This is a genomic window from Pseudomonas sp. HP_12 (genome assembly GCF_055283955.1).
Map to the genome: position 1 here is coordinate 49,712 of NZ_JBTOQG010000007.1, position 17,349 is coordinate 67,060.

General features: G+C 59.7%; 17 protein-coding genes. 7 read left to right on the top strand and 10 right to left on the bottom strand.

Features of this window, described 5'->3' with window-relative positions:
* Positions 1–65 precede the first annotated feature (65 nt).
* Positions 66–1,043, top strand: coding sequence for an NADPH:quinone oxidoreductase family protein (locus ACYASU_RS07115; RefSeq protein ID WP_463582396.1), 978 nt, complete (start codon positions 66–68; stop codon positions 1,041–1,043).
* Between the two features lie 63 nt (positions 1,044–1,106).
* Here ACYASU_RS07115 and ACYASU_RS07120 read toward each other — a convergent pair whose 3' ends face one another.
* Positions 1,107–1,742, bottom strand: coding sequence for an energy transducer TonB (locus ACYASU_RS07120; protein WP_463582397.1), 636 nt, complete (start codon positions 1,740–1,742; stop codon positions 1,107–1,109).
* 252 nt (positions 1,743–1,994) lie between these two features.
* Here ACYASU_RS07120 and ACYASU_RS07125 point away from each other — a divergent pair, with 252 nt between their 5' ends.
* On the top strand, positions 1,995–3,137 hold the full coding sequence (locus ACYASU_RS07125; protein ID WP_463582398.1) for an acyltransferase family protein: 1,143 nt from the start codon (positions 1,995–1,997) through the stop codon (positions 3,135–3,137).
* On the opposite strand, the gene ACYASU_RS07130 is transcribed toward ACYASU_RS07125, so the two are convergent.
* The gene (locus tag ACYASU_RS07130) at positions 3,134–4,123 is read right to left on the bottom strand and encodes a WaaS/CpsH family glycosyltransferase (RefSeq protein ID WP_463582399.1); all 990 of its coding nucleotides are present in this window, start codon (positions 4,121–4,123) and stop codon (positions 3,134–3,136) included. The two genes, ACYASU_RS07125 and ACYASU_RS07130, sit on opposite strands and share 4 nt — an antisense overlap.
* 217 nt (positions 4,124–4,340) lie before the next feature.
* Between ACYASU_RS07130 and glpT the strand changes: the two genes are divergently transcribed.
* Positions 4,341–5,690, top strand: coding sequence for a glycerol-3-phosphate transporter (glpT, locus tag ACYASU_RS07135; protein ID WP_282365818.1), 1,350 nt, complete (start codon positions 4,341–4,343; stop codon positions 5,688–5,690).
* A gap of 141 nt (positions 5,691–5,831) precedes the next feature.
* Here the strand turns inward: glpT and relB are convergent, their stop codons facing one another.
* From relB to ACYASU_RS07175, 8 genes are all read right to left on the bottom strand, one after another.
* The gene (gene relB / locus ACYASU_RS07140) at positions 5,832–6,026 is read right to left on the bottom strand and encodes a type II toxin-antitoxin system RelB family antitoxin (protein WP_192171373.1); all 195 of its coding nucleotides are present in this window, start codon (positions 6,024–6,026) and stop codon (positions 5,832–5,834) included.
* Positions 6,027–6,102: 76 nt separating this feature from the next.
* On the bottom strand, positions 6,103–6,777 hold the full coding sequence (locus ACYASU_RS07145; protein ID WP_192171483.1) for a gamma-glutamylcyclotransferase: 675 nt from the start codon (positions 6,775–6,777) through the stop codon (positions 6,103–6,105).
* Positions 6,778–6,988: 211 nt separating this feature from the next.
* Positions 6,989–7,957 carry a CDP-6-deoxy-delta-3,4-glucoseen reductase gene (locus ACYASU_RS07150; RefSeq protein WP_463582400.1) on the bottom strand — a complete coding sequence of 323 codons (969 nt, stop codon included), beginning with the start codon at positions 7,955–7,957 and terminating at the stop codon, positions 6,989–6,991.
* Positions 7,957–9,423, bottom strand: a complete 1,467-nt coding sequence (ubiD, locus tag ACYASU_RS07155; RefSeq protein ID WP_463582401.1) for a 4-hydroxy-3-polyprenylbenzoate decarboxylase — start codon at positions 9,421–9,423, stop codon at positions 7,957–7,959. Before ubiD ends, ACYASU_RS07150 begins: the two co-directional genes overlap by 1 nt.
* Positions 9,424–9,493: 70 nt before the next feature.
* Positions 9,494–11,452 (bottom strand): acyltransferase family protein, encoded by a 1,959-nt coding sequence (locus tag ACYASU_RS07160; protein WP_463582402.1) that lies wholly within the window; start codon positions 11,450–11,452, stop codon positions 9,494–9,496.
* Between the two features lie 96 nt (positions 11,453–11,548).
* Positions 11,549–12,808 (bottom strand): transcription termination factor Rho, encoded by a 1,260-nt coding sequence (gene rho / locus ACYASU_RS07165; RefSeq protein WP_037016529.1) that lies wholly within the window; start codon positions 12,806–12,808, stop codon positions 11,549–11,551.
* 228 nt (positions 12,809–13,036) lie between these two features.
* Complete coding sequence (gene trxA / locus ACYASU_RS07170) at positions 13,037–13,366, bottom strand: thioredoxin TrxA (RefSeq protein ID WP_192171377.1); 330 nt, start codon at positions 13,364–13,366, stop codon at positions 13,037–13,039.
* Positions 13,367–13,489: 123 nt separating this feature from the next.
* A complete protein-coding gene (locus ACYASU_RS07175) occupies positions 13,490–14,194 on the bottom strand; it encodes a FadR/GntR family transcriptional regulator (RefSeq protein WP_192171484.1) in 705 nt (234 codons plus the stop codon).
* A 266-nt stretch (positions 14,195–14,460) separates the two neighbouring features.
* Here ACYASU_RS07175 and ACYASU_RS07180 point away from each other — a divergent pair, with 266 nt between their 5' ends.
* Genes ACYASU_RS07180 through ACYASU_RS07195 form a run of 4 tightly spaced genes read left to right on the top strand, consistent with a single transcriptional unit; the run spans position 14,461 to position 17,303 of the window.
* Complete coding sequence (locus ACYASU_RS07180; RefSeq protein WP_463582403.1) at positions 14,461–15,246, top strand: transporter substrate-binding domain-containing protein; 786 nt, start codon at positions 14,461–14,463, stop codon at positions 15,244–15,246.
* Positions 15,247–15,269: 23 nt separating this feature from the next.
* Positions 15,270–15,935 (top strand): amino acid ABC transporter permease, encoded by a 666-nt coding sequence (locus ACYASU_RS07185; RefSeq protein WP_346628106.1) that lies wholly within the window; start codon positions 15,270–15,272, stop codon positions 15,933–15,935.
* On the top strand, positions 15,932–16,582 hold the full coding sequence (locus tag ACYASU_RS07190; protein ID WP_463582443.1) for an amino acid ABC transporter permease: 651 nt from the start codon (positions 15,932–15,934) through the stop codon (positions 16,580–16,582). Before ACYASU_RS07185 ends, ACYASU_RS07190 begins: the two co-directional genes overlap by 4 nt.
* The gene (locus tag ACYASU_RS07195) at positions 16,569–17,303 is read left to right on the top strand and encodes an amino acid ABC transporter ATP-binding protein (protein ID WP_463582404.1); all 735 of its coding nucleotides are present in this window, start codon (positions 16,569–16,571) and stop codon (positions 17,301–17,303) included. Before ACYASU_RS07190 ends, ACYASU_RS07195 begins: the two co-directional genes overlap by 14 nt.
* Positions 17,304–17,349 lie beyond the last annotated feature (46 nt).

Consider the following 17,349-nt stretch of genomic DNA (forward strand, 5'->3'; position numbering starts at 1 on the left):
CTCATTGACCCCACAACCTCGCTACCTGTACTTATCGGCCATCCCCGAAAAAGGAATAGCCCTCGATGAAAGCCGTGCTGTGTAAAGCCTTCGGTCCCGCTGCAGATCTGGTGTTGGAGGAAATCCCCAGCCCGGAGCCGAAGAAAAACGAGATTCTTCTGGACGTGCACGCTGCCGGGGTCAACTTCCCGGACACGCTGATTATCGAAGGCAAATACCAGTTCAAGCCGCCTTTTCCGTTTTCGCCCGGAGGTGAAGCGTCGGGCGTCGTGACGGCTGTCGGCGAAAAGGTCAGCCATGTTCGTGTCGGTGACCGAGTGATGGCGCTGACCGGCTGGGGCAGCTTCGCCGAACAGATCGCCGTGGCCGGTTACAACGTCCTGCCCATCCCCGAAACGATGGACTTCACCACCGCTGCTGCTTTCAGCATGACGTACGGCACCTCCATGCACGCCCTTAAACAGCGCGCCAATCTGCAGGCAGGCGAAACGCTCCTCGTCCTCGGCGCATCGGGGGGCGTCGGCCTCGCCGCGGTTGAGATCGGCAAAGCCATGGGCGCTCGCGTGATCGCCGCCGCCAGCAGCGCAGAAAAGCTGGAGGTCGCCAAAACCGCCGGCGCCGACGAGTTGATCAATTACAGCGAAAGCAATCTGAAGGATGAAATCAAACGCCTCACCAGCGGCAACGGCGTCGATGTGATCTATGACCCTGTGGGCGGTGACCTTTTTGATCAAGCCGTTCGCGGCATCGCCTGGAACGGCCGATTGCTGGTCGTCGGCTTCGCCAGTGGTCGCATCCCCGAACTGCCGGTCAATCTCGCGCTGTTGAAAGGTGCCTCGGTTGTAGGCGTGTTTTGGGGCTCATTTGCCCAACGCCAGCCGCAAGACAATGCGGCGAATTTCCAACAACTGTTCACCTGGTTCAGCGAAGACAAGTTGAAGCCGCTGGTGTCGAAGATTTACCCGCTGGAGCAAGCCGGGGAAGCGATTGAATCGCTGGCGCAGAGAAAAGCGGTGGGCAAGGTAGTGGTTAGCGTCAGGTAGCGTGCATCGGGATCGACCTGTTCTGAAGAAACGGAACTCACTTTGCGCAGTTCTCTGCACGGCTCATAGCATCCTCCTCACTTGATCAGGCAACACGTCCTTGTAACGCAGTTCCGGAGTCGCCCGGCAGCGCTGAATGACCTCCGGAACTGCATCTGCCAGCGCATCCCCCAGCGCGAACCTGTCCTCGTCGGACAGCTTTCTGTAAGTCGCCACCCTCGCGAGCACGCTGTAGGTGTGCCGGAACACGCTCATCTCCACCTGTTCAAGATCAGACGAGTTCTGCTGGAAGTCTTCGAAGCGTTTGTTGAATTTCGCGCAGGACAGGTGGCGCAGACTCCGATGCAGCCAAGGCACGGCGGCATTTCCTTCACGCGGGTGGACGAAGTAATGCTCCTGACGCAGCGAAATGACTGCCGGACGCTGCTCACTGACGACCCAGGGTTTTACGCGCCACGTTGGCACCACCTTTACGACGGCGAGGGAAAACAGAGGATGCGAGCTGTCCAGCACCTCAGGCTCGGAAACCCGTCCATCATGGTGCGCCACTAGGTCGTAGACGACCCACCCGGATATTCCCGATTTTGAAAGCGAATACGGCCAGGCAGGCGCCCTGCGGTAATCAAACTCCACACTGTGCTCATCTGCATGGGCGCCGATACATACCGCGAACATCAGCCATAAAACCCACTTGCTCATCACTGCCATCACCTGCGCGCTTCTCTCGTCTACCTCCTGCGTGGGTGCAAAAGGCTGGCGCGCATTTTGTTTGCTGTTCTCCGGCGGCAATAGCTCATGACTTCCCAGGGCTGCGTAGGATCGGTCCCAAAATCAACACGCCGCTAAACAACCCGCGACGGCGCCTGATGTGTTCCGTATATTTCACGGCCGATACATACCGAACACGAGTCATTCGGTATCGACTCCCATACGAACTGCGGACCCGTGTTGATGACCGTCACTCTGCTTTTGATCACGTTGTACGCGCTGTCGATCGCGATATTTTGCTTCGCCACCCGGCGCCTGCCGATCCTCTCCCGAGACGCGCTTCATCGCGTTTCGTCGCTGGACGGGCTGCGAGGCGTGCTCGCAACCGCAGTCATTGTTCACCACTTCATGGTCAGTTATTACTGGCACGTCAACGGCGTTTGGGAAACCACGGACAGCCGCGTGCTGAACAACATGGGCACGGTGCCGGTGTCGTTGTTTTTCATGATCACCGGTTACCTGTTTACCGCGAAGATCTACCGAAGCGAGCCAAAATGGCGTCAGATTCTGTCGTCACGGGTACGACGAATCTTCCCGATGTATCTCTTCAGCGTCGCGCTGATTACGGCCATCGCGCTGTACCAGTCCGCAGGCATCAGTGCGCCGGTCATGGACACGATCAAGGCGCTCGGGCGATGGGTGATTTTCATCGGCAGCCCCCTCAGTGGTTTTCCGGACACCGTGCGTATCAACGCGTCGGTGCAGTGGACGCTGCTCTATGAAGCGGTCTTCTACCTGTCGCTGCCGGTGCTGTATTGCCTGCTTCGACGCAAGCTCCCCGGCATGGCCGTCGTGGTCGCGCTGATTGCGCTGGCGTGCCTGTGGGGCGAGTACCACCATCACTTTCACAACCGGTTCATAAAACTGTTTGCTGTCGGGATCGCGGTGGCGGTCTTTGAAGACCGGATGCGCCAGTGGAAAATCGACTTCACGGGCGTACGCTGCACGTTGGTAGCGGTCGCGATACTGCTGATCTGCATGAAACTCAAATCGTACTCAACGCTACAAATGCTGATCCTCGGCCTCCCGTTTGCGCTGTTCGTACTCGGCAACAGCTTGCACGGGGTGCTGGAGATTCGAGGGTTGAAGATTCTGGGCGAAGCGAGCTTCAGCATTTACCTGCTGCACGGCATCGTCATCTACAGCGTGTTCAGCCTGCTGGGCGCGTACGACTTCGCCATGCCGGACCCGCTCAGCTACGCGCTGTACTTACCGTTGATCATCCTGCTGACCAGCAGCATCAGCGTCGCAACGTACTGGTGCATCGAGTACCCGTTCCTGCGCAAGGCATCGCCGAGCGCCAAAGCAACCCTGCCGAATGCTTAAGGCTCGGTAACGGTTAACTGACGCTGCCTAGCCGGGGGCGGACTGAACACCTCATTCGCCCAACTGGCCATGCTGTACCGCTGCACGACTTCTTCGGGCGGGTCCACGTACTCCCCGTTAATGAAAGCGTCAGGGATAACGGGGTGCTCGCTGTCGATGATCAGGATGTTGCGCGGATCGTAGAAGTCGTAATCCGCCACCGATGGATTGTTGGTGATCATTTTCTTGCGGTAGAGCAGCGCTTCAAAAAAACGGAAGCTCAAACCCGCGTGGCCCGGCCGGACGATATCGATCAGGATTTCCGAACGCCTGACGTATTCGGCCGTTTCATCGATGTCCATGCGCTGGCGGAAGAAGGTCAGTAATGGACTGGCTCCGGGCACTGGTTTGCTCTGCACCAGAAATTTGCAGGTGCTGGTGTAGCCCAGCTGTTCAAACGCTTGAGCCACCCGGCCAAGCACATCAACGCGGTGCTTGCCGCCCATCACGACGAAAGCCTTGAAGTCGGACGTCGTTTTGAAATCGGCGTGCTCTTCGTAGATGTAGTTGTAGAGCTTGCGCAGCTGATACTCGTGGGCATCGGCACTGTCGAAGGTGTAGACCTTGTCAAAGGTCGCCAGTTGATCGAGCGGCATGGACAACCGTGCGATTCCGTCTGACAGATACGCAATGGTCAGCTGAGCGGCGGACTTTGCCCGCAAGACCAGCCCCTGATCCAGCTGACTCGGGTTCACCACCAGCAATGCGTCGACATGCCCTGCTGCCCGGATCGTAGCGTTGGCACGCCGAATGATCAGGTACTTCTTCAGCCATCGCCGCATCTTTCCCGGAAGCCAGGACAGCTCCTTCCCGCCTTGGGTCAGGTTAATGAACACCACGTCGTTCGACTTGCCGAGAAAGTGGCTGAGCCGGCCAAGGTATCCGCCGACATCGCGGCACAGAATGATGATCTTTTGATTCCGAATCCCAAGCGGGGGTGACTGCATGTCGGTTTGCCAATCGTGAGCCCATGAGCGCGCACTTTACCTGTCCCACGCATTGAAACCCACCTGCGCGCAGCACTGCACAAACGCGATGTTCGCAAAGGAATTCCATCCCGCCCCGCATTTACGCCCTTTTTATCCGATGAGAAGCCTTCCTATTTTCTGTAACGAAAATGTAATATTCGGATTCGCATAACAAAAAAATAAATGGAGTGTCCCGATGTTTGCCTTTTTCCGTCCTGCCGCGCATCAGGCTCCGCTGCCTGCGGAGCGTGTCGACTCCACCTACCGCCGCCTTCGCTGGCAGATTTTCGCCGGCATCTTCTTCGGCTACGCCGGCTACTATTTGCTGCGCAAGAACTTCTCGCTGGCCATGCCCTACCTGATCGATGAGGGATATACCCGCGGTCAACTGGGGCTGGCGATCTCGGCGATCGCCATTGCGTACGGCCTTTCGAAGTTCCTCATGGGGCTGGTGTCGGATCGCTCCAACCCGCGTTACTTCCTGCCTTTCGGATTGGTGATTTCCGCGCTGGTGATGTTCGTGTTCGGATTCGCACCCTGGGCGACGTCCAGCGTGACGATCATGTTCATTCTGCTGTTCATCAACGGATGGGCCCAGGGCATGGGCTGGCCGCCGAGCGGACGCACGATGGTGCACTGGTGGTCGCAGAAGGAACGTGGCGGCGTCGTGTCGGTGTGGAACGTGGCGCACAACGTCGGCGGCGGCTTGATCGGCCCGCTTTTCCTGCTCGGACTCGGCTGGACCAACGACTGGCACGCCGCATTTTATGTGCCTGCGGCGGTTGCCCTGTTTGTCGCTCTCTTCGCCTTCGTCACCATGCGTGATACCCCGCAGTCCGTGGGCTTGCCGCCGGTCGAGGAATACAAGAACGACTACCCGGAAGGCTACGACGCGAGCCACGAAGAGGAATTCACCGCCAAAGAGATCTTCGTCAAATACGTCCTGCGCAACAAAATGCTCTGGTACATCGCGCTGGCCAACGTGTTCGTTTACCTGCTGCGTTACGGCGTGCTGGACTGGGCGCCAACGTACTTGAAAGAAGCCAAGCACTTCGACGTCGACAAAACGTCGTGGGCCTACTTCTTCTATGAGTGGGCAGGTATTCCGGGCACGTTGCTGTGCGGCTGGATGTCCGACAAGATCTTCCGTGGCAACCGTGGCCTGACCGGCATCGTATTCATGGCAATGGTGACCGTTGCGACGCTGGTCTACTGGCTCAATCCGCCCGGCAACCCCACCGTCGACATGATTGCGCTGGTCTCGATCGGCTTTCTGATCTACGGCCCGGTCATGCTGGTCGGCTTGCAGGCCCTTGAGCTGGCACCGAAGAAAGCAGCCGGCACGGCAGCGGGATTCACTGGCCTGTTCGGGTACCTCGGTGGTTCGGTCGCCGCCAGCGCCCTGATGGGCTACACAGTCGACCACTTCGGCTGGGACGGCGGCTTCGTGCTGCTGGTGTCCGCTTGCATCCTCGCGATAGCGTTCCTGGTGCCGACGCTGCGCCATACGCGGGTGGCGAGCCAGTCGCGAGAGGAAATGGCTTAAGTCTCAAACGGAAAAGGCTTGGTCAGTGCGCTGATCAAGCCACGTCTGTTCAAGGGTATTGCTGGCGAGCGTGAAGGTGGATTTCGCTCATCAATATACTCAAGTATCTCCCACAGATCGGCGACTGCCTCCGGGCGCCAATCAACGATCATCGCTACGCTTGTCGCGCTTGGCGGCCAGTCTCGCTTTCAGTTTTGCCATGACTTCATCATGCGGGACGTTAGGTCGTGGGTCATCTACCGAAGCCTGCACCTTGGCACGGAGCCAAGCGTCGTAGCGCGCAGCCTGCTCTTCTGATTCGAACTCCGACACAAGCGGAGAAAGCCGAGCACTCATGATTAGCTCCTCAATCGGTTTCGATGCAGTCTAGCCGTCTCGCGCGTAAACCTGATCGAAAGATCGTGACCAGATGCTATATCGCCAACAACACCGGTTTACACCGCTTGAACCGCGCCTCCAGGCTCAGGTCCGGCATGGCGTGGGTGCGCAGTGCGTGGATGGTTTGTTCGACGTATTCCCACGTGGTCCCGTACCGCCCGCTGGCATTGGCCAGCACTTGGGTAAGCACGCTGTCGGGCAGGTTGCCGGCGTAACTGGGCAAATGCCGCTCCAGCACAAATCCCAAAGCCTGCACCTTGGTGCCGTCTTCAAGTCGGCAGTTGAGCCAGTGTGGGCGGTAGGACGGGAACGGCATTTCTCTCTGCCACAACGCCAGCAGCGATTCGTCGATATTGTCTTCGGGCAATCGGTAGGCGAATCCGCTGCAGGAGCCGCCTCGATCCAGACCGAAGACCAGCCCCGGCTGCTCGGGGGTGCCGCGATGTTCATGGGACCAGAGATAGAGGCCGCGATGATAACCGTGGACCCGACCGCGCTGACGCTCGACGGCGCTGCACTCGGGCCGCCAGATCAATGATCCGTACGCGAACAACCAGATCGGGCCGCCCTGGTGACGGCTCATCGTGGCGTGGATGGAGGCAAGCAGCTGTTCTCGGGTGAGCTTCGGCCCAAGATCGATGACCGGCGGGTAGGACAACCCCAGGCCGTCATGGACAGCTCCCGCCAGGATATTGATTTGATTCCCCATCTGGTTCCCCCCACCGGCAAGGCTGACGCCGGTGCAACGCTGAACGCTCATGAAACGGGTCTGGCAACAACGAATGAACAATCAGACGGCATCGCAGGCAGTGTGACGTTGTGACTCGGCCACCGGCGCATGGGTCACGCCGGAAAAACCGATATCTGACAAACAGTCATGCAATACGCTGTCCACATCCAGCTCGGCGAGTGGCTGCGCTTCAGGGCCTCGGCGCGTAAGCGAAAACATCGGCACGCATCTGATGCGCATCCATGCCAGCCAGCACCAGCGCATCAAGGGTCGAATAGACCATCGCCGGTGAACCGCTGGCGTACACATAAAGCGACTTCAGATCGCTGAAGTCCTCGCAGACCGCCTCGTGCAGCATGCCGCAGCGCCCTTCCCAACCGCACAGATCACTGACGACCTTGTGCAGGAAAAGGTTGGGCAGCGTCTGCCATTCATCCCAATGCCTGAGCTGATAGAAATCTTCCGGACGGCGCATTCCCCAATACACATGCACCGGATACGGAAAGCCTTTTGAGCGGCAATGCTCGATCAGGCTGTGCATCTGCCCCATACCGGTGCCTGCCGCGATCAATACCAGCGGGCCATCGAGCAGTTCGCCCAGGTGAGTATCACCAAAGGGCAGGTCAACTCGCGCCATGCCATCGCGCTGCAACTGTTTGATCAGATTTTGCGCACTGGCCTCGCGGGCGAGCACGTGAAATTCCAGATCTCGCCCGCTCTCCGGCGCCGAGGCCATGGAAAATGCCGATTTCTCGCCGTCGTCTCGATGGATCATCAGGTACTGACCAGCGTGATAACGCGGCGGTTTGCCCGCAGGCGCACGGAGCATCACGCGCCAGACATCGCCGCCGACTTCCACACATTCGCTGACCTGGCAGGCGAACGTGCGCACCGGCAACTCGCCGAGCGCCAGCACACTGTCCCACAGCACGACGCAGTCTTCCTGCGGCACCGCCAGGCACGTATAGATTTCGCCGTGGTTGCGGATTTCTCCGCCCTGCTCGACGCTGCCTTCGACCAGCAGCGCGGAACAGATGTGGCAATTACCGTTGCGACAGCTTTGAGGGCATTCGTAGCCCAGACGCTGAGCGGCGTCGAGGATCCGCTCGCCCGGCAATGTCTCGATGACTGCGCCCGATGGCTGCAAGGTTACACGCATCAATCAATTCCCAGCTGAGTCCAGATTTCATCGATCCGGCGGGTCACCGCTTCGTCCTTGACGATAGCGCGACCCCATTCACGGGTGGTTTCGCCCGGCCATTTATGCGTGGCATCGAGCCCCATTTTCGAACCCAGGCCGGAGACCGGCGAGGCGAAATCGAGGTAGTCGATTGGCGTGTTGTCGATCATCACCGTGTCGCGCTTGGGGTCCATGCGCGTGGTGATCGCCCAGATGACGTCATTCCAGTCACGGGCATTGATGTCGTCGTCGGTGACGATAACGAACTTGGTGTACATGAACTGTCGCAAAAACGACCAGACACCCAACATCACACGCTTGGCATGGCCGGGATACTGTTTCTTGATCGTCACAACCGCCATGCGGTACGAGCAACCCTCGGGCGGCAGGTAGAAGTCGACGATCTCGGGGAACTGCTTCTGCAGAATCGGCACGAACACTTCATTCAGCGCAACGCCCAGAATGGCGGGCTCGTCAGGCGGCCGGCCCGTGTAGGTGCTGTGGTAGATCGGTTTGATGCGGTGGGTGATGCGCTCGACCGTGAAGACCGGGAAGCTGTCGACCTCGTTGTAGTAGCCGGTGTGGTCGCCGTACGGCCCCTCATCGGCCATTTCGCCGGGATGAATCACGCCTTCGAGGACAATCTCTGCACTGGCCGGGACCTGGAGGTCGTTGCCACGGCACTTGATCAATTCGGTACGGTTGCCACGCAGCAGGCCGGCGAATGCGTATTCGGACAGGCTGTCAGGCACCGGCGTCACGGCGCCGAGGATGGTAGCGGGATCTGCGCCCAAGGCCACCGAGACCGGGAATGGCTTACCCGGGTGTTTGTCGCACCAGTCCTTGAAATCCAGCGCGCCGCCGCGGTGGCTAAGCCAGCGCATGATCACCTTGTTGCGGCCGATCACCTGCTGGCGGTAGATGCCCAGATTCTGCCGTTCCTTGTTAGGCCCGCGAGTGACCGTCAGGCCCCATGTGATCAGCGGGCCCACATCGCCGGGCCAGCAGGTCTGTACCGGCAGCATGCCGAGGTCGACGTCGTCGCCTTCGATCACGATCTCCTGACACGGGGCGTCCTTGACGACTTTCGGCGCCATGGCGATGACTTTTCTGAAGATGGGCAGCTTGGACCAGGCGTCTTTCAGGCCCTTGGGCGGCTCGGGCTCCTTGAGAAAGGCCAGCAGCTTGCCAATTTCCCGCAGCTCGGACACCGATTCGGCGCCCATGCCCATGGCCACCCGCTCAGGCGTGCCAAACAGATTGCCGAGCACCGGAATGTCGAAACCCGTCGGCTTTTCGAACAGCAGCGCTGGCCCCTTGGCGCGCAGGGTCCGGTCGCAGATTTCGGTCATTTCCAGTACAGGGGAAATAGGCACCTGAATGCGTTTCAACTCTCCGCGCTGCTCAAGCTGCTGCACGAAATCCCGTAGATCCTTGAATTTCATTAACCCGGCCACTCACCAAATAGATGCACATCCTACCTGCTCTGACCGCAGACGGCAGCCTGTGTCCAACTCAAATGCGCGGTGTTGCGCGGAATACCGGCGCGAACAGCGGCTGCATCTTCTCGCCGCCCAGATCCGACAGGTGATCCTCGTCCTTGTACAGCGAACGCCCGTCAACTTCGGCACGGCACAGGCCGCCCTCACACAGCAGTGGTTTTGGATCAATCAGGTGAACGCCCGCATCCGCTTGGCTGAGGGTGGCGAACAGCTGATTGATGAACGCCTGTCGCGCATCGAGCTCCGTCGCCGGCCGCCCAACCTCTGCCGCCGAACGCCCGACCCGCGCCAGGCTGCTCAATCTCTCGATGGTGCCCTTGCGCTGCTGCGGCACTTCCTTGAACAACCAGACCTGGGCGCCGGCTGCACGCAATTCGGCGATCTGCGCTTTCAACGCATCGGCAAAATACGCTTCGTTTTGAGCAATGGATTCCCGTTTCAGCAGCACGTTGCTCTTGTTGCCGTCTTCCAGGCCGTAGATGTACAGGCTCCAGCGCGCGGCCAAGGTGACATCGGGAATTTGCTGCATTCGAACGCGCTCGACGTTCAGCGCATTGAAATCCTGACAGCGCTTACTGGTTGCGGTGCTAACAAGGGGCGGGCATCCACTCATGCTCGCCAGCCAGACAGGCATGTGCGCTCGCTCGGCCGCGATTCTGACGCCAGGCCACAAAGCCGCTGCATGACTGTCGCCCCAGATGAGATGGGACGGCGCGGCGTCGGCACTGCCACCCGCTCGACAGAGCTTGTCCAGACCCTTGCTGTGCTTTGATCCGAGCAGGAAGCAGTCCATCTGACCGGCGTTCCATTCCTGAGACTGCGCATAGGCAAGCGCCTGACCCGACATCCGTTGCGGCACGCCATCACTGGAGCGCACCGCCTGCCCTACCAGCGCCAGCACGGCCAGGGTCAGCAGGCCGCCAATCAGCACCGGCTTGCGGCCGGCCAGTAAGCGGCGCTCACGGAACGGCAGCTCGATGAAGCGCCAGCTCAGCCAGGCCAGCGCGCCGGCCAGAAGAATCCAGCCGACCGCTTCCAGGTCGGAAATGCCGTCGGCGGAAATCGCATTGGCGTAGACATGGATAGGCCAATGCCACAGGTACAGCGAGTAGGAGATGAGACCGATCGCCACCAGCGGTTTGATGCTCAGCAAACGCCCGATCCATGACGCGGGATGACCGTTGGCCCAGATCATCGCAGTCGTGCCCAGCACCGGCAGCAGCGCCGCCCAGCCGGGAAATTGAGTGGTTTTGTCAAAGCTCAGCATCGCCAGCACGACCGCCGCAAAGCCGCTCAGGCTGATCGTCTGGTACACCCAGCTCGGCAGCGGGCGTTTAGGCGCAGACGCGACGGCCAGCATCGCACCACAGAGCAGTTCCCATGCACGCATCGGCAGCAGAAAGAACGCGGCCTCGGGCTTGTGCTTGATCGCCCAGATGTTCAGCCCGAACGACAGCACCAGCAAGCCGAGCAGCAACCAGCGCCAGTGCCGCACGTACCGCGTCGCCAGCACCATCAGCAGCGGGAAGAAAATGTAGTACTGCTCCTCCACCGCCAGCGACCAGGTGTGAAGCAGCGGTTTGAAATCTGACGCGGAATCGAAGTAGCCGTCCTGCCGCATGAACAGCAGGTTGGACATGAACATCGACTGATACCGCACTTCCCGGCCCAGCTCGGCGTAGTCCTTGGGCGTCAGCAATATCCAGCCAAACGCCAGCGTAGCCAGCACGACAACGGTCACGGCGGGGACGATACGCCGCGCGCGACGGGCCCAGAAATCAACGAAACTGAATCGCTCAGCGCTGATCTCACGGAAAATGATGGACGTGATCAGGTACCCGGAGATGACGAAGAACACATCGACGCCGACGAAGCCGCCGCTCAGTCCAAGACCGAAGTGAAACAACAGCACCGGGACCACGGCCAGGGCCCGCAGCCCATCGATATCTCGGCGATTGCCAAACGTGTGCATGACGCTCCTTGTCTACGGGAGGGGTCTACGGAAAAGGGCAAAAAAAATGGTGTCCGGAAGGACACCATTTTTCTACGGTCGGTTCAGCGCAGGGTGTTACTTGCGCTTCATCGACAGGAAGAACTCATCGTTGGTCTTAGTCTGTTTCAGCTTGTCGATCAAGAACTCGATGGCGGCGACTTCATCCATAGGATGCAGCAGCTTGCGCAGGATCCACATGCGCTGCAACTCGTCGTCGGCCGTCAGCAACTCTTCGCGGCGTGTGCCGGAGCGGTTGATGTTGATGGCCGGGAAGACGCGCTTCTCTGCGATCTTGCGATCCAGAGGCAGCTCCATGTTGCCGGTACCCTTGAATTCTTCGTAGATCACTTCATCCATCTTCGAGCCGGTTTCAACCAGCGCGGTGGCGATGATGGTCAGCGAGCCGCCTTCTTCGATGTTACGTGCCGCACCGAAGAAACGCTTTGGCTTCTCGAGGGCGTGCGCATCGACACCACCGGTCAGGACCTTGCCGGAGCTCGGAATGACGGTGTTGTAGGCGCGAGCCAGACGGGTGATGGAGTCAAGCAGGATGACCACGTCTTTCTTGTGCTCGACCAGGCGCTTGGCCTTTTCGATCACCATTTCGGCGACCTGCACGTGCCGGGTCGGTGGTTCATCGAAAGTGGAAGCAACCACTTCGCCGCGCACTGTGCGCTGCATTTCGGTTACTTCTTCAGGACGCTCATCGATCAGCAGAACGATCAGATGGACTTCAGGGTTGTTACGCGTGATGTTCGACGCAATGTTCTGCAGCATGATGGTCTTGCCCGCCTTTGGCGGAGCAACGATCAGGCCGCGCTGACCTTTACCGATCGGGGCACACAGATCGATGACGCGACCGGTGAGGTCTTCGGTGGAACCGTTGCCGGCTTCCATCTTCATGCGAATGGTCGGGAACAGCGGCGTCAGGTTTTCGAACAGAATCTTGTTCTTCGCGTTTTCTGGACGGTCGAAGTTGATGGTGTCGACCTTGAGCAGTGCGAAGTAACGCTCGCCTTCCTTTGGCGGACGGATCTTGCCGACAATGGTGTCGCCCGTGCGCAGGTTGAAGCGGCGGATCTGGCTCGGCGAGACGTAAATGTCGTCTGGGCCGGCGAGGTAGGAGGCGTCTGCAGAACGAAGGAAGCCGAAGCCATCCTGGAGGATCTCCAGCACGCCGTCACCCGAGATTTCCTCGCCGCTCTTCGCGTGCTTCTTCAGCAGGGAGAAAATCACGTCCTGCTTGCGCGAACGGGCCATATTTTCTATGCCCATCTGTTCGGCCATTTCGAGCAGATCGGTAATAGGCTTTTGCTTGAGTTCAGTCAGGTTCATATAGGAATGACGTAATCATGTATGGAGGGGGAAATTAAGCTTTTGGCTTAATGAGGCCGCGCCGCAGAGAAGGCGACAGGATCGCGTGCAAATCGAAAGGAGACGGTCGGCGACAGCTAGCAGGGGGCAACGGAGAAGCCGTTGCGGGGCCGAATGTACCACTTGATTTTCTAAGCGTCTAGTACGACGCCAGAAAAAAACCCCGCGATTTGCGGGGCTTTAACGTCATCAGATATTGGCGTCGAGGAACGCTTGCAGCTGGGACTTGGACAGTGCGCCGACCTTGGTCGCGGCGACTTCGCCGTCCTTGAACAGCATCAGAGTCGGAATACCACGGACGCCGTGCTTGGCCGGTGTTTCCTGGTTGTCGTCGATGTTCAGCTTGGCGATGGTCAGCTTGCCATCGTAATGAGTAGCGATGTCATCCAGAACCGGGGCAATCATCTTGCACGGGCCACACCATTCAGCCCAGTAATCGACCAGTACAGGGCCGCTGGCCTTCAGGACATCGGCTTCGAAGCTCGCATCGCTGACATGCTTGATCAGGTCGTTACTCATGAGATTTCTCCGAGGTCATAGGCAAAAAAACGTGGGCCATCATAACTGTGTCACGCGGTGACAGGAAGCCGAGGTTGATTGTCTCTTGCTATGACTCGACAGGGTTGCCTCAATCGACGGAGCTCAGCCGGAGGGTGCGACGAACACAATGCCGGTGCGTAACGCCGCGCCGCGGATGTGCTCCTGCATGGCTTTCTGCGCCGGGCCAGACGCGTTTCGCGCCAACGCCCGGAGGATCTTGCGGTGCTCCTGCCAGGTCTCCATCGCCCTGCCCGCCCGGATAAATGGCAGCTTCTGGCTTTCCAGAAAAATATCGGCGCTGCTGGTGATGATCCCCAGAATCGCCTGATTGCCACTGGCGACAAGGATGCGTCGATGAAAATCGAAGTCGAGCCGGGCTGCGCACTCAAAGTCCCCGGCCTTGAGCTCAAGCCGCATCGCCTCGACGTTGTCTTCCAGTACATCGCGCTCGTCGGCCGTCAACGTCACTGCCGCAAGCCCGGCTGCAAAACCCTCCAGGGCGTAGCGCAACTGAAACGTCTCTGCGGGCGAGGCGTGCGCTGCATACGGCCAGGAAAATCCACTCGTGCTCCGTTGTGGTTCAGAAATCGCCTGCACGAAGACGCCCTTGCCGGGCTGCACACTGACGAGTCCCAGAGCGCTCAACGATGACAATGCTTCACGCAACGAAGCGCGACTGACGCCCAGACGAATCGCCAGATCCCGCTGGGATGGCAGGCTGTCGCCGGGCACATAGCCCTGCTCGGCGATCAATTTGCGGATCGCCTGGAAGGCGGCTTCAGGCACTGCGACAGGGCTCGGATGCATAGCGATCAAGGTGTGGAAACCGTAGGAAAAATCCCTTGTATCGCCATCGGAGGTATCCGGCAAGTGACGCCCAAGCGAGGGGCGCCGGGCCTTTCAGGCGCGCCAAAGCAGGGCACCTCGTCAACTCACTGTTCAGACCAGTTAGACCGGATCAGGCCTGGGGCCCGCATTCCATGGTCGCAAACAAGCGGCTGGCATGGGCTGTGCACTGGTGCTTGGCCATCACTCGGGCTTCGCCTACACATTGATCGATTCGGAGACACCCCATGACCCAGCGTTACAGCGCCCTGCTCGCCGCCCTGTTTGCCAGCCTCATGCTCGGCCAGGCCACCGCCCACGCTAATGGTCTGGATGATGTAACCGCCCGCGGCACGTTGAAAGTCGCTGTGCCGCAAGACTTCCCGCCCTTCGGCTCGGTCGGCCCCGACATGAAGCCGCGCGGCCTGGACATCGACACCGCACAGCTGATCGCCAACCAACTGAAGGTCAAGCTTGAGCTGACCCCGGTCAACAGCACCAACCGCATCCCGTACCTGACGACCGGCAAGGTTGACCTGGTCATCTCCAGCCTTGGCAAAAACCCGGACCGCGAAAAGGTCATCGATTTCTCCCGCGCTTACGCACCGTTCTACCTCGCGGTATTCGGCCCGCCTGAAGACGCGATCAAAACCGTGGACGACCTGAAAGGCAAAACCATCAGCGTGACCCGTGGCGCTATCGAGGATATCGAGCTGACCGCCGTCGCGCCGAAGGAAGCCACGATCAAACGCTTCGAAGACAACAACTCGACCATCGCGGCTTACCTGGCCAAGCAGACCGACCTGATCGCCAGCGGCAACGTGGTGATGGTCGCCATCAGCGAAAAGAATCCCAAGCGCATTCCGGAGCTGAAAGTGAAGCTCAAGGACTCGCCGGTCTACGTGGGCGTGAACAAAGGTCAGCCTGAGTTGCTGGCCAAAGTGAACGAGATCCTCGAAGCGGCGAAGAAAGACGGCGCGCTGGAGAAGAACGCGCAGACCTGGCTCAAGCAGCCACTGCCTGCCGACCTCTGATCATCGACTGCCGAGGCACTTAAATGGCTTATCAGTTCGACTTTATCCCGGTCCTGCAAAACACTGACCTGCTCCTGCGCGGCGCGCTGTTCACCTTGGAACTGACCGCCATCGGCACCCTGCTCGGCATCAGCGTCGGCATCGTCGGGGCGATTGTCAGGGCGTGGAAAATTCAGCCGTTCTCGGCCATTTTCGGTGTCTACGTCGAGCTGATCCGCAACACGCCGTTTCTGGTGCAGCTGTTTTTCATTTTCTTCGGGCTGCCGTCCCTGGGGCTGCAGATATCCGAGTGGCAGGCCGCCGTGCTGGCGATGGTCATCAACCTCGGCGCCTATTCGACGGAGATCATCCGCGCGGGTGTGCAGGCCATTCCGCGCGGCCAGATCGAAGCCTCGGCCGCGCTGGCAATGACCCGCTTCGAGACCTTCCGCCACGTCGTGCTGGTCCCGGCACTGGGCAAGGTCTGGCCGGCGTTGAGCAGCCAGATCATCATCGTAATGCTCGGCTCGGCGGTCTGTTCGCAGATCGCAACGGAGGAGCTGAGCTTTGCGGCGAACTTCATTCAGTCGCGTAATTTCCGCGCGTTTGAGACGTACATCATTACCACGCTGATCTACCTGTGCATGGCGCTGCTGGTGCGTCAGTTGCTGGCGTGGATCGGCCGACGTTACATCGCGAGGAGCCGCTGATGGATTTCACCCTCTGGGACGTCGTGCGCAACTTGCTGACCGGGCTGCAATGGACACTGGTGTTGTCGCTGGTGGCATTCATCGGCGGCGGCGTGATCGGGTTGCTGGTGATGACTCTGCGCATCTCCGAGAAGGCAATGCCCCGGCGGCTCGCGCGCTGCTATATCGAGCTGTTTCAAGGCACGCCGTTGTTGATGCAGCTGTTTCTGGTGTTCTTCGGCGTGGCGCTGATGGGCATCGACATTTCGCCCTGGTTCGCGGCGGCGCTGGCGTTGACGCTGTTCACCAGCGCGTACCTGGCTGATATCTGGCGGGGCTGCGTGGAGTCGATTTCCAACGGCCAATGGGAAGCTTCGGCGAGCCTGGCGCTGACGCCCTTCGAGCAACTGCGCTACGTGATTCTGCCTCAGGCGTTGCGCATCGCGGTGGCGCCGACGGTAGGGTTCTCCGTGCAAGTGGTCAAAGGCACTGCAGTGACGTCGATCATTGGCTTCACGGAGCTGACGAAAACCGGCGGCATGCTCGCCAATGCCACGTTCCAGCCTTTCATGGTCTACGGCTTCGTTGCCCTGGGCTACTTCCTGCTTTGCTATCCGTTGTCGCTCAGCGCGCGCTACCTGGAAAGGAGACTTCATGCCTCTGCTTAGAATTTCCGCCCTGCACAAGTATTACGGCGACCACCATGTGCTCAAGGGCATCGACCTCAGCGTCGAGGAAGGCCAGGTCGTGGCGATCATCGGCCGCAGCGGTTCAGGCAAGAGCACGCTGCTGCGCACGCTCAACGGACTGGAGTCGATCAATGACGGTGTGATCGAAGTCGACGGCGAATACCTCGATGCAGCGCGGGCTGACCTGCGCAGCCTGAGACAGAAAGTCGGCATGGTCTTTCAGCAATTCAACCTGTTTCCTCAGCTGACGGTGGGCGAGAACGTGATGCTTGCGCCGCAGGTGGTGAAGAAGGTTTCCAAAGCCGAAGCGACCAGGCTGGCGAAGGAAATGCTCAATCGCGTGGGCCTGGGCGAGAAATTCGACGCCTTCCCTGACCGGTTGTCCGGTGGTCAGCAGCAGCGCGTGGCGATTGCGCGTGCGCTGGCGATGTCGCCCAAAGTGCTGCTGTGCGACGAAATCACCTCGGCGCTCGACCCGGAACTGGTCAACGAAGTCCTCGCGGTCGTTCGCGAGCTGGCCAAAGACGGCATGACGCTGATCATGGTGACCCACGAAATGCGCTTCGCCCGGGAAGTGGGTGACAAGCTGGTGTTCATGCACCAGGGCAAGGTGCATGAGGTGGGCGACCCGAAAGAGTTGATGGCCAACCCGAAAACGCCCGAACTGGCTAATTTCATTGGGTCAGTCGAGCAGGCTTGAGCCCGAGTGCAGCACCGGCTTCGGCTCAAATCGTAGGACCGGCTTT

Bases quoted from the DNA above. Each gene is read 5' to 3' on its own strand.
- relB (WP_192171373.1), bottom strand. From the start codon at position 6,026: ATGAGTGCTCGGCTTTCTCCGCTTGTGTCGGAGTTCGAATCAGAAGAG.
- ACYASU_RS07175 (WP_192171484.1), bottom strand. From the start codon at position 14,194: ATGCATCCGAGCCCTGTCGCAGTGCCTGAAGCCGCCTTCCAGGCGATC.
- ACYASU_RS07145 (WP_192171483.1), bottom strand. From the start codon at position 6,777: ATGGGGAATCAAATCAATATCCTGGCGGGAGCTGTCCATGACGGCCTG.
- trxA (WP_192171377.1), bottom strand. From the start codon at position 13,366: ATGAGTAACGACCTGATCAAGCATGTCAGCGATGCGAGCTTCGAAGCC.
- ubiD (WP_463582401.1), bottom strand. From the start codon at position 9,423: ATGAAATTCAAGGATCTACGGGATTTCGTGCAGCAGCTTGAGCAGCGC.
- rho (WP_037016529.1), bottom strand. From the start codon at position 12,808: ATGAACCTGACTGAACTCAAGCAAAAGCCTATTACCGATCTGCTCGAA.
- glpT (WP_282365818.1), top strand. From the start codon at position 4,341: ATGTTTGCCTTTTTCCGTCCTGCCGCGCATCAGGCTCCGCTGCCTGCG.
- ACYASU_RS07125 (WP_463582398.1), top strand. From the start codon at position 1,995: ATGACCGTCACTCTGCTTTTGATCACGTTGTACGCGCTGTCGATCGCG.
- ACYASU_RS07195 (WP_463582404.1), top strand. From the start codon at position 16,569: ATGCCTCTGCTTAGAATTTCCGCCCTGCACAAGTATTACGGCGACCAC.
- ACYASU_RS07115 (WP_463582396.1), top strand. From the start codon at position 66: ATGAAAGCCGTGCTGTGTAAAGCCTTCGGTCCCGCTGCAGATCTGGTG.
- ACYASU_RS07180 (WP_463582403.1), top strand. From the start codon at position 14,461: ATGACCCAGCGTTACAGCGCCCTGCTCGCCGCCCTGTTTGCCAGCCTC.
- ACYASU_RS07185 (WP_346628106.1), top strand. From the start codon at position 15,270: ATGGCTTATCAGTTCGACTTTATCCCGGTCCTGCAAAACACTGACCTG.
- ACYASU_RS07120 (WP_463582397.1), bottom strand. From the start codon at position 1,742: ATGAGCAAGTGGGTTTTATGGCTGATGTTCGCGGTATGTATCGGCGCC.
- ACYASU_RS07150 (WP_463582400.1), bottom strand. From the start codon at position 7,957: ATGCGTGTAACCTTGCAGCCATCGGGCGCAGTCATCGAGACATTGCCG.
- ACYASU_RS07130 (WP_463582399.1), bottom strand. From the start codon at position 4,123: ATGCAGTCACCCCCGCTTGGGATTCGGAATCAAAAGATCATCATTCTG.
- ACYASU_RS07160 (WP_463582402.1), bottom strand. From the start codon at position 11,452: ATGCACACGTTTGGCAATCGCCGAGATATCGATGGGCTGCGGGCCCTG.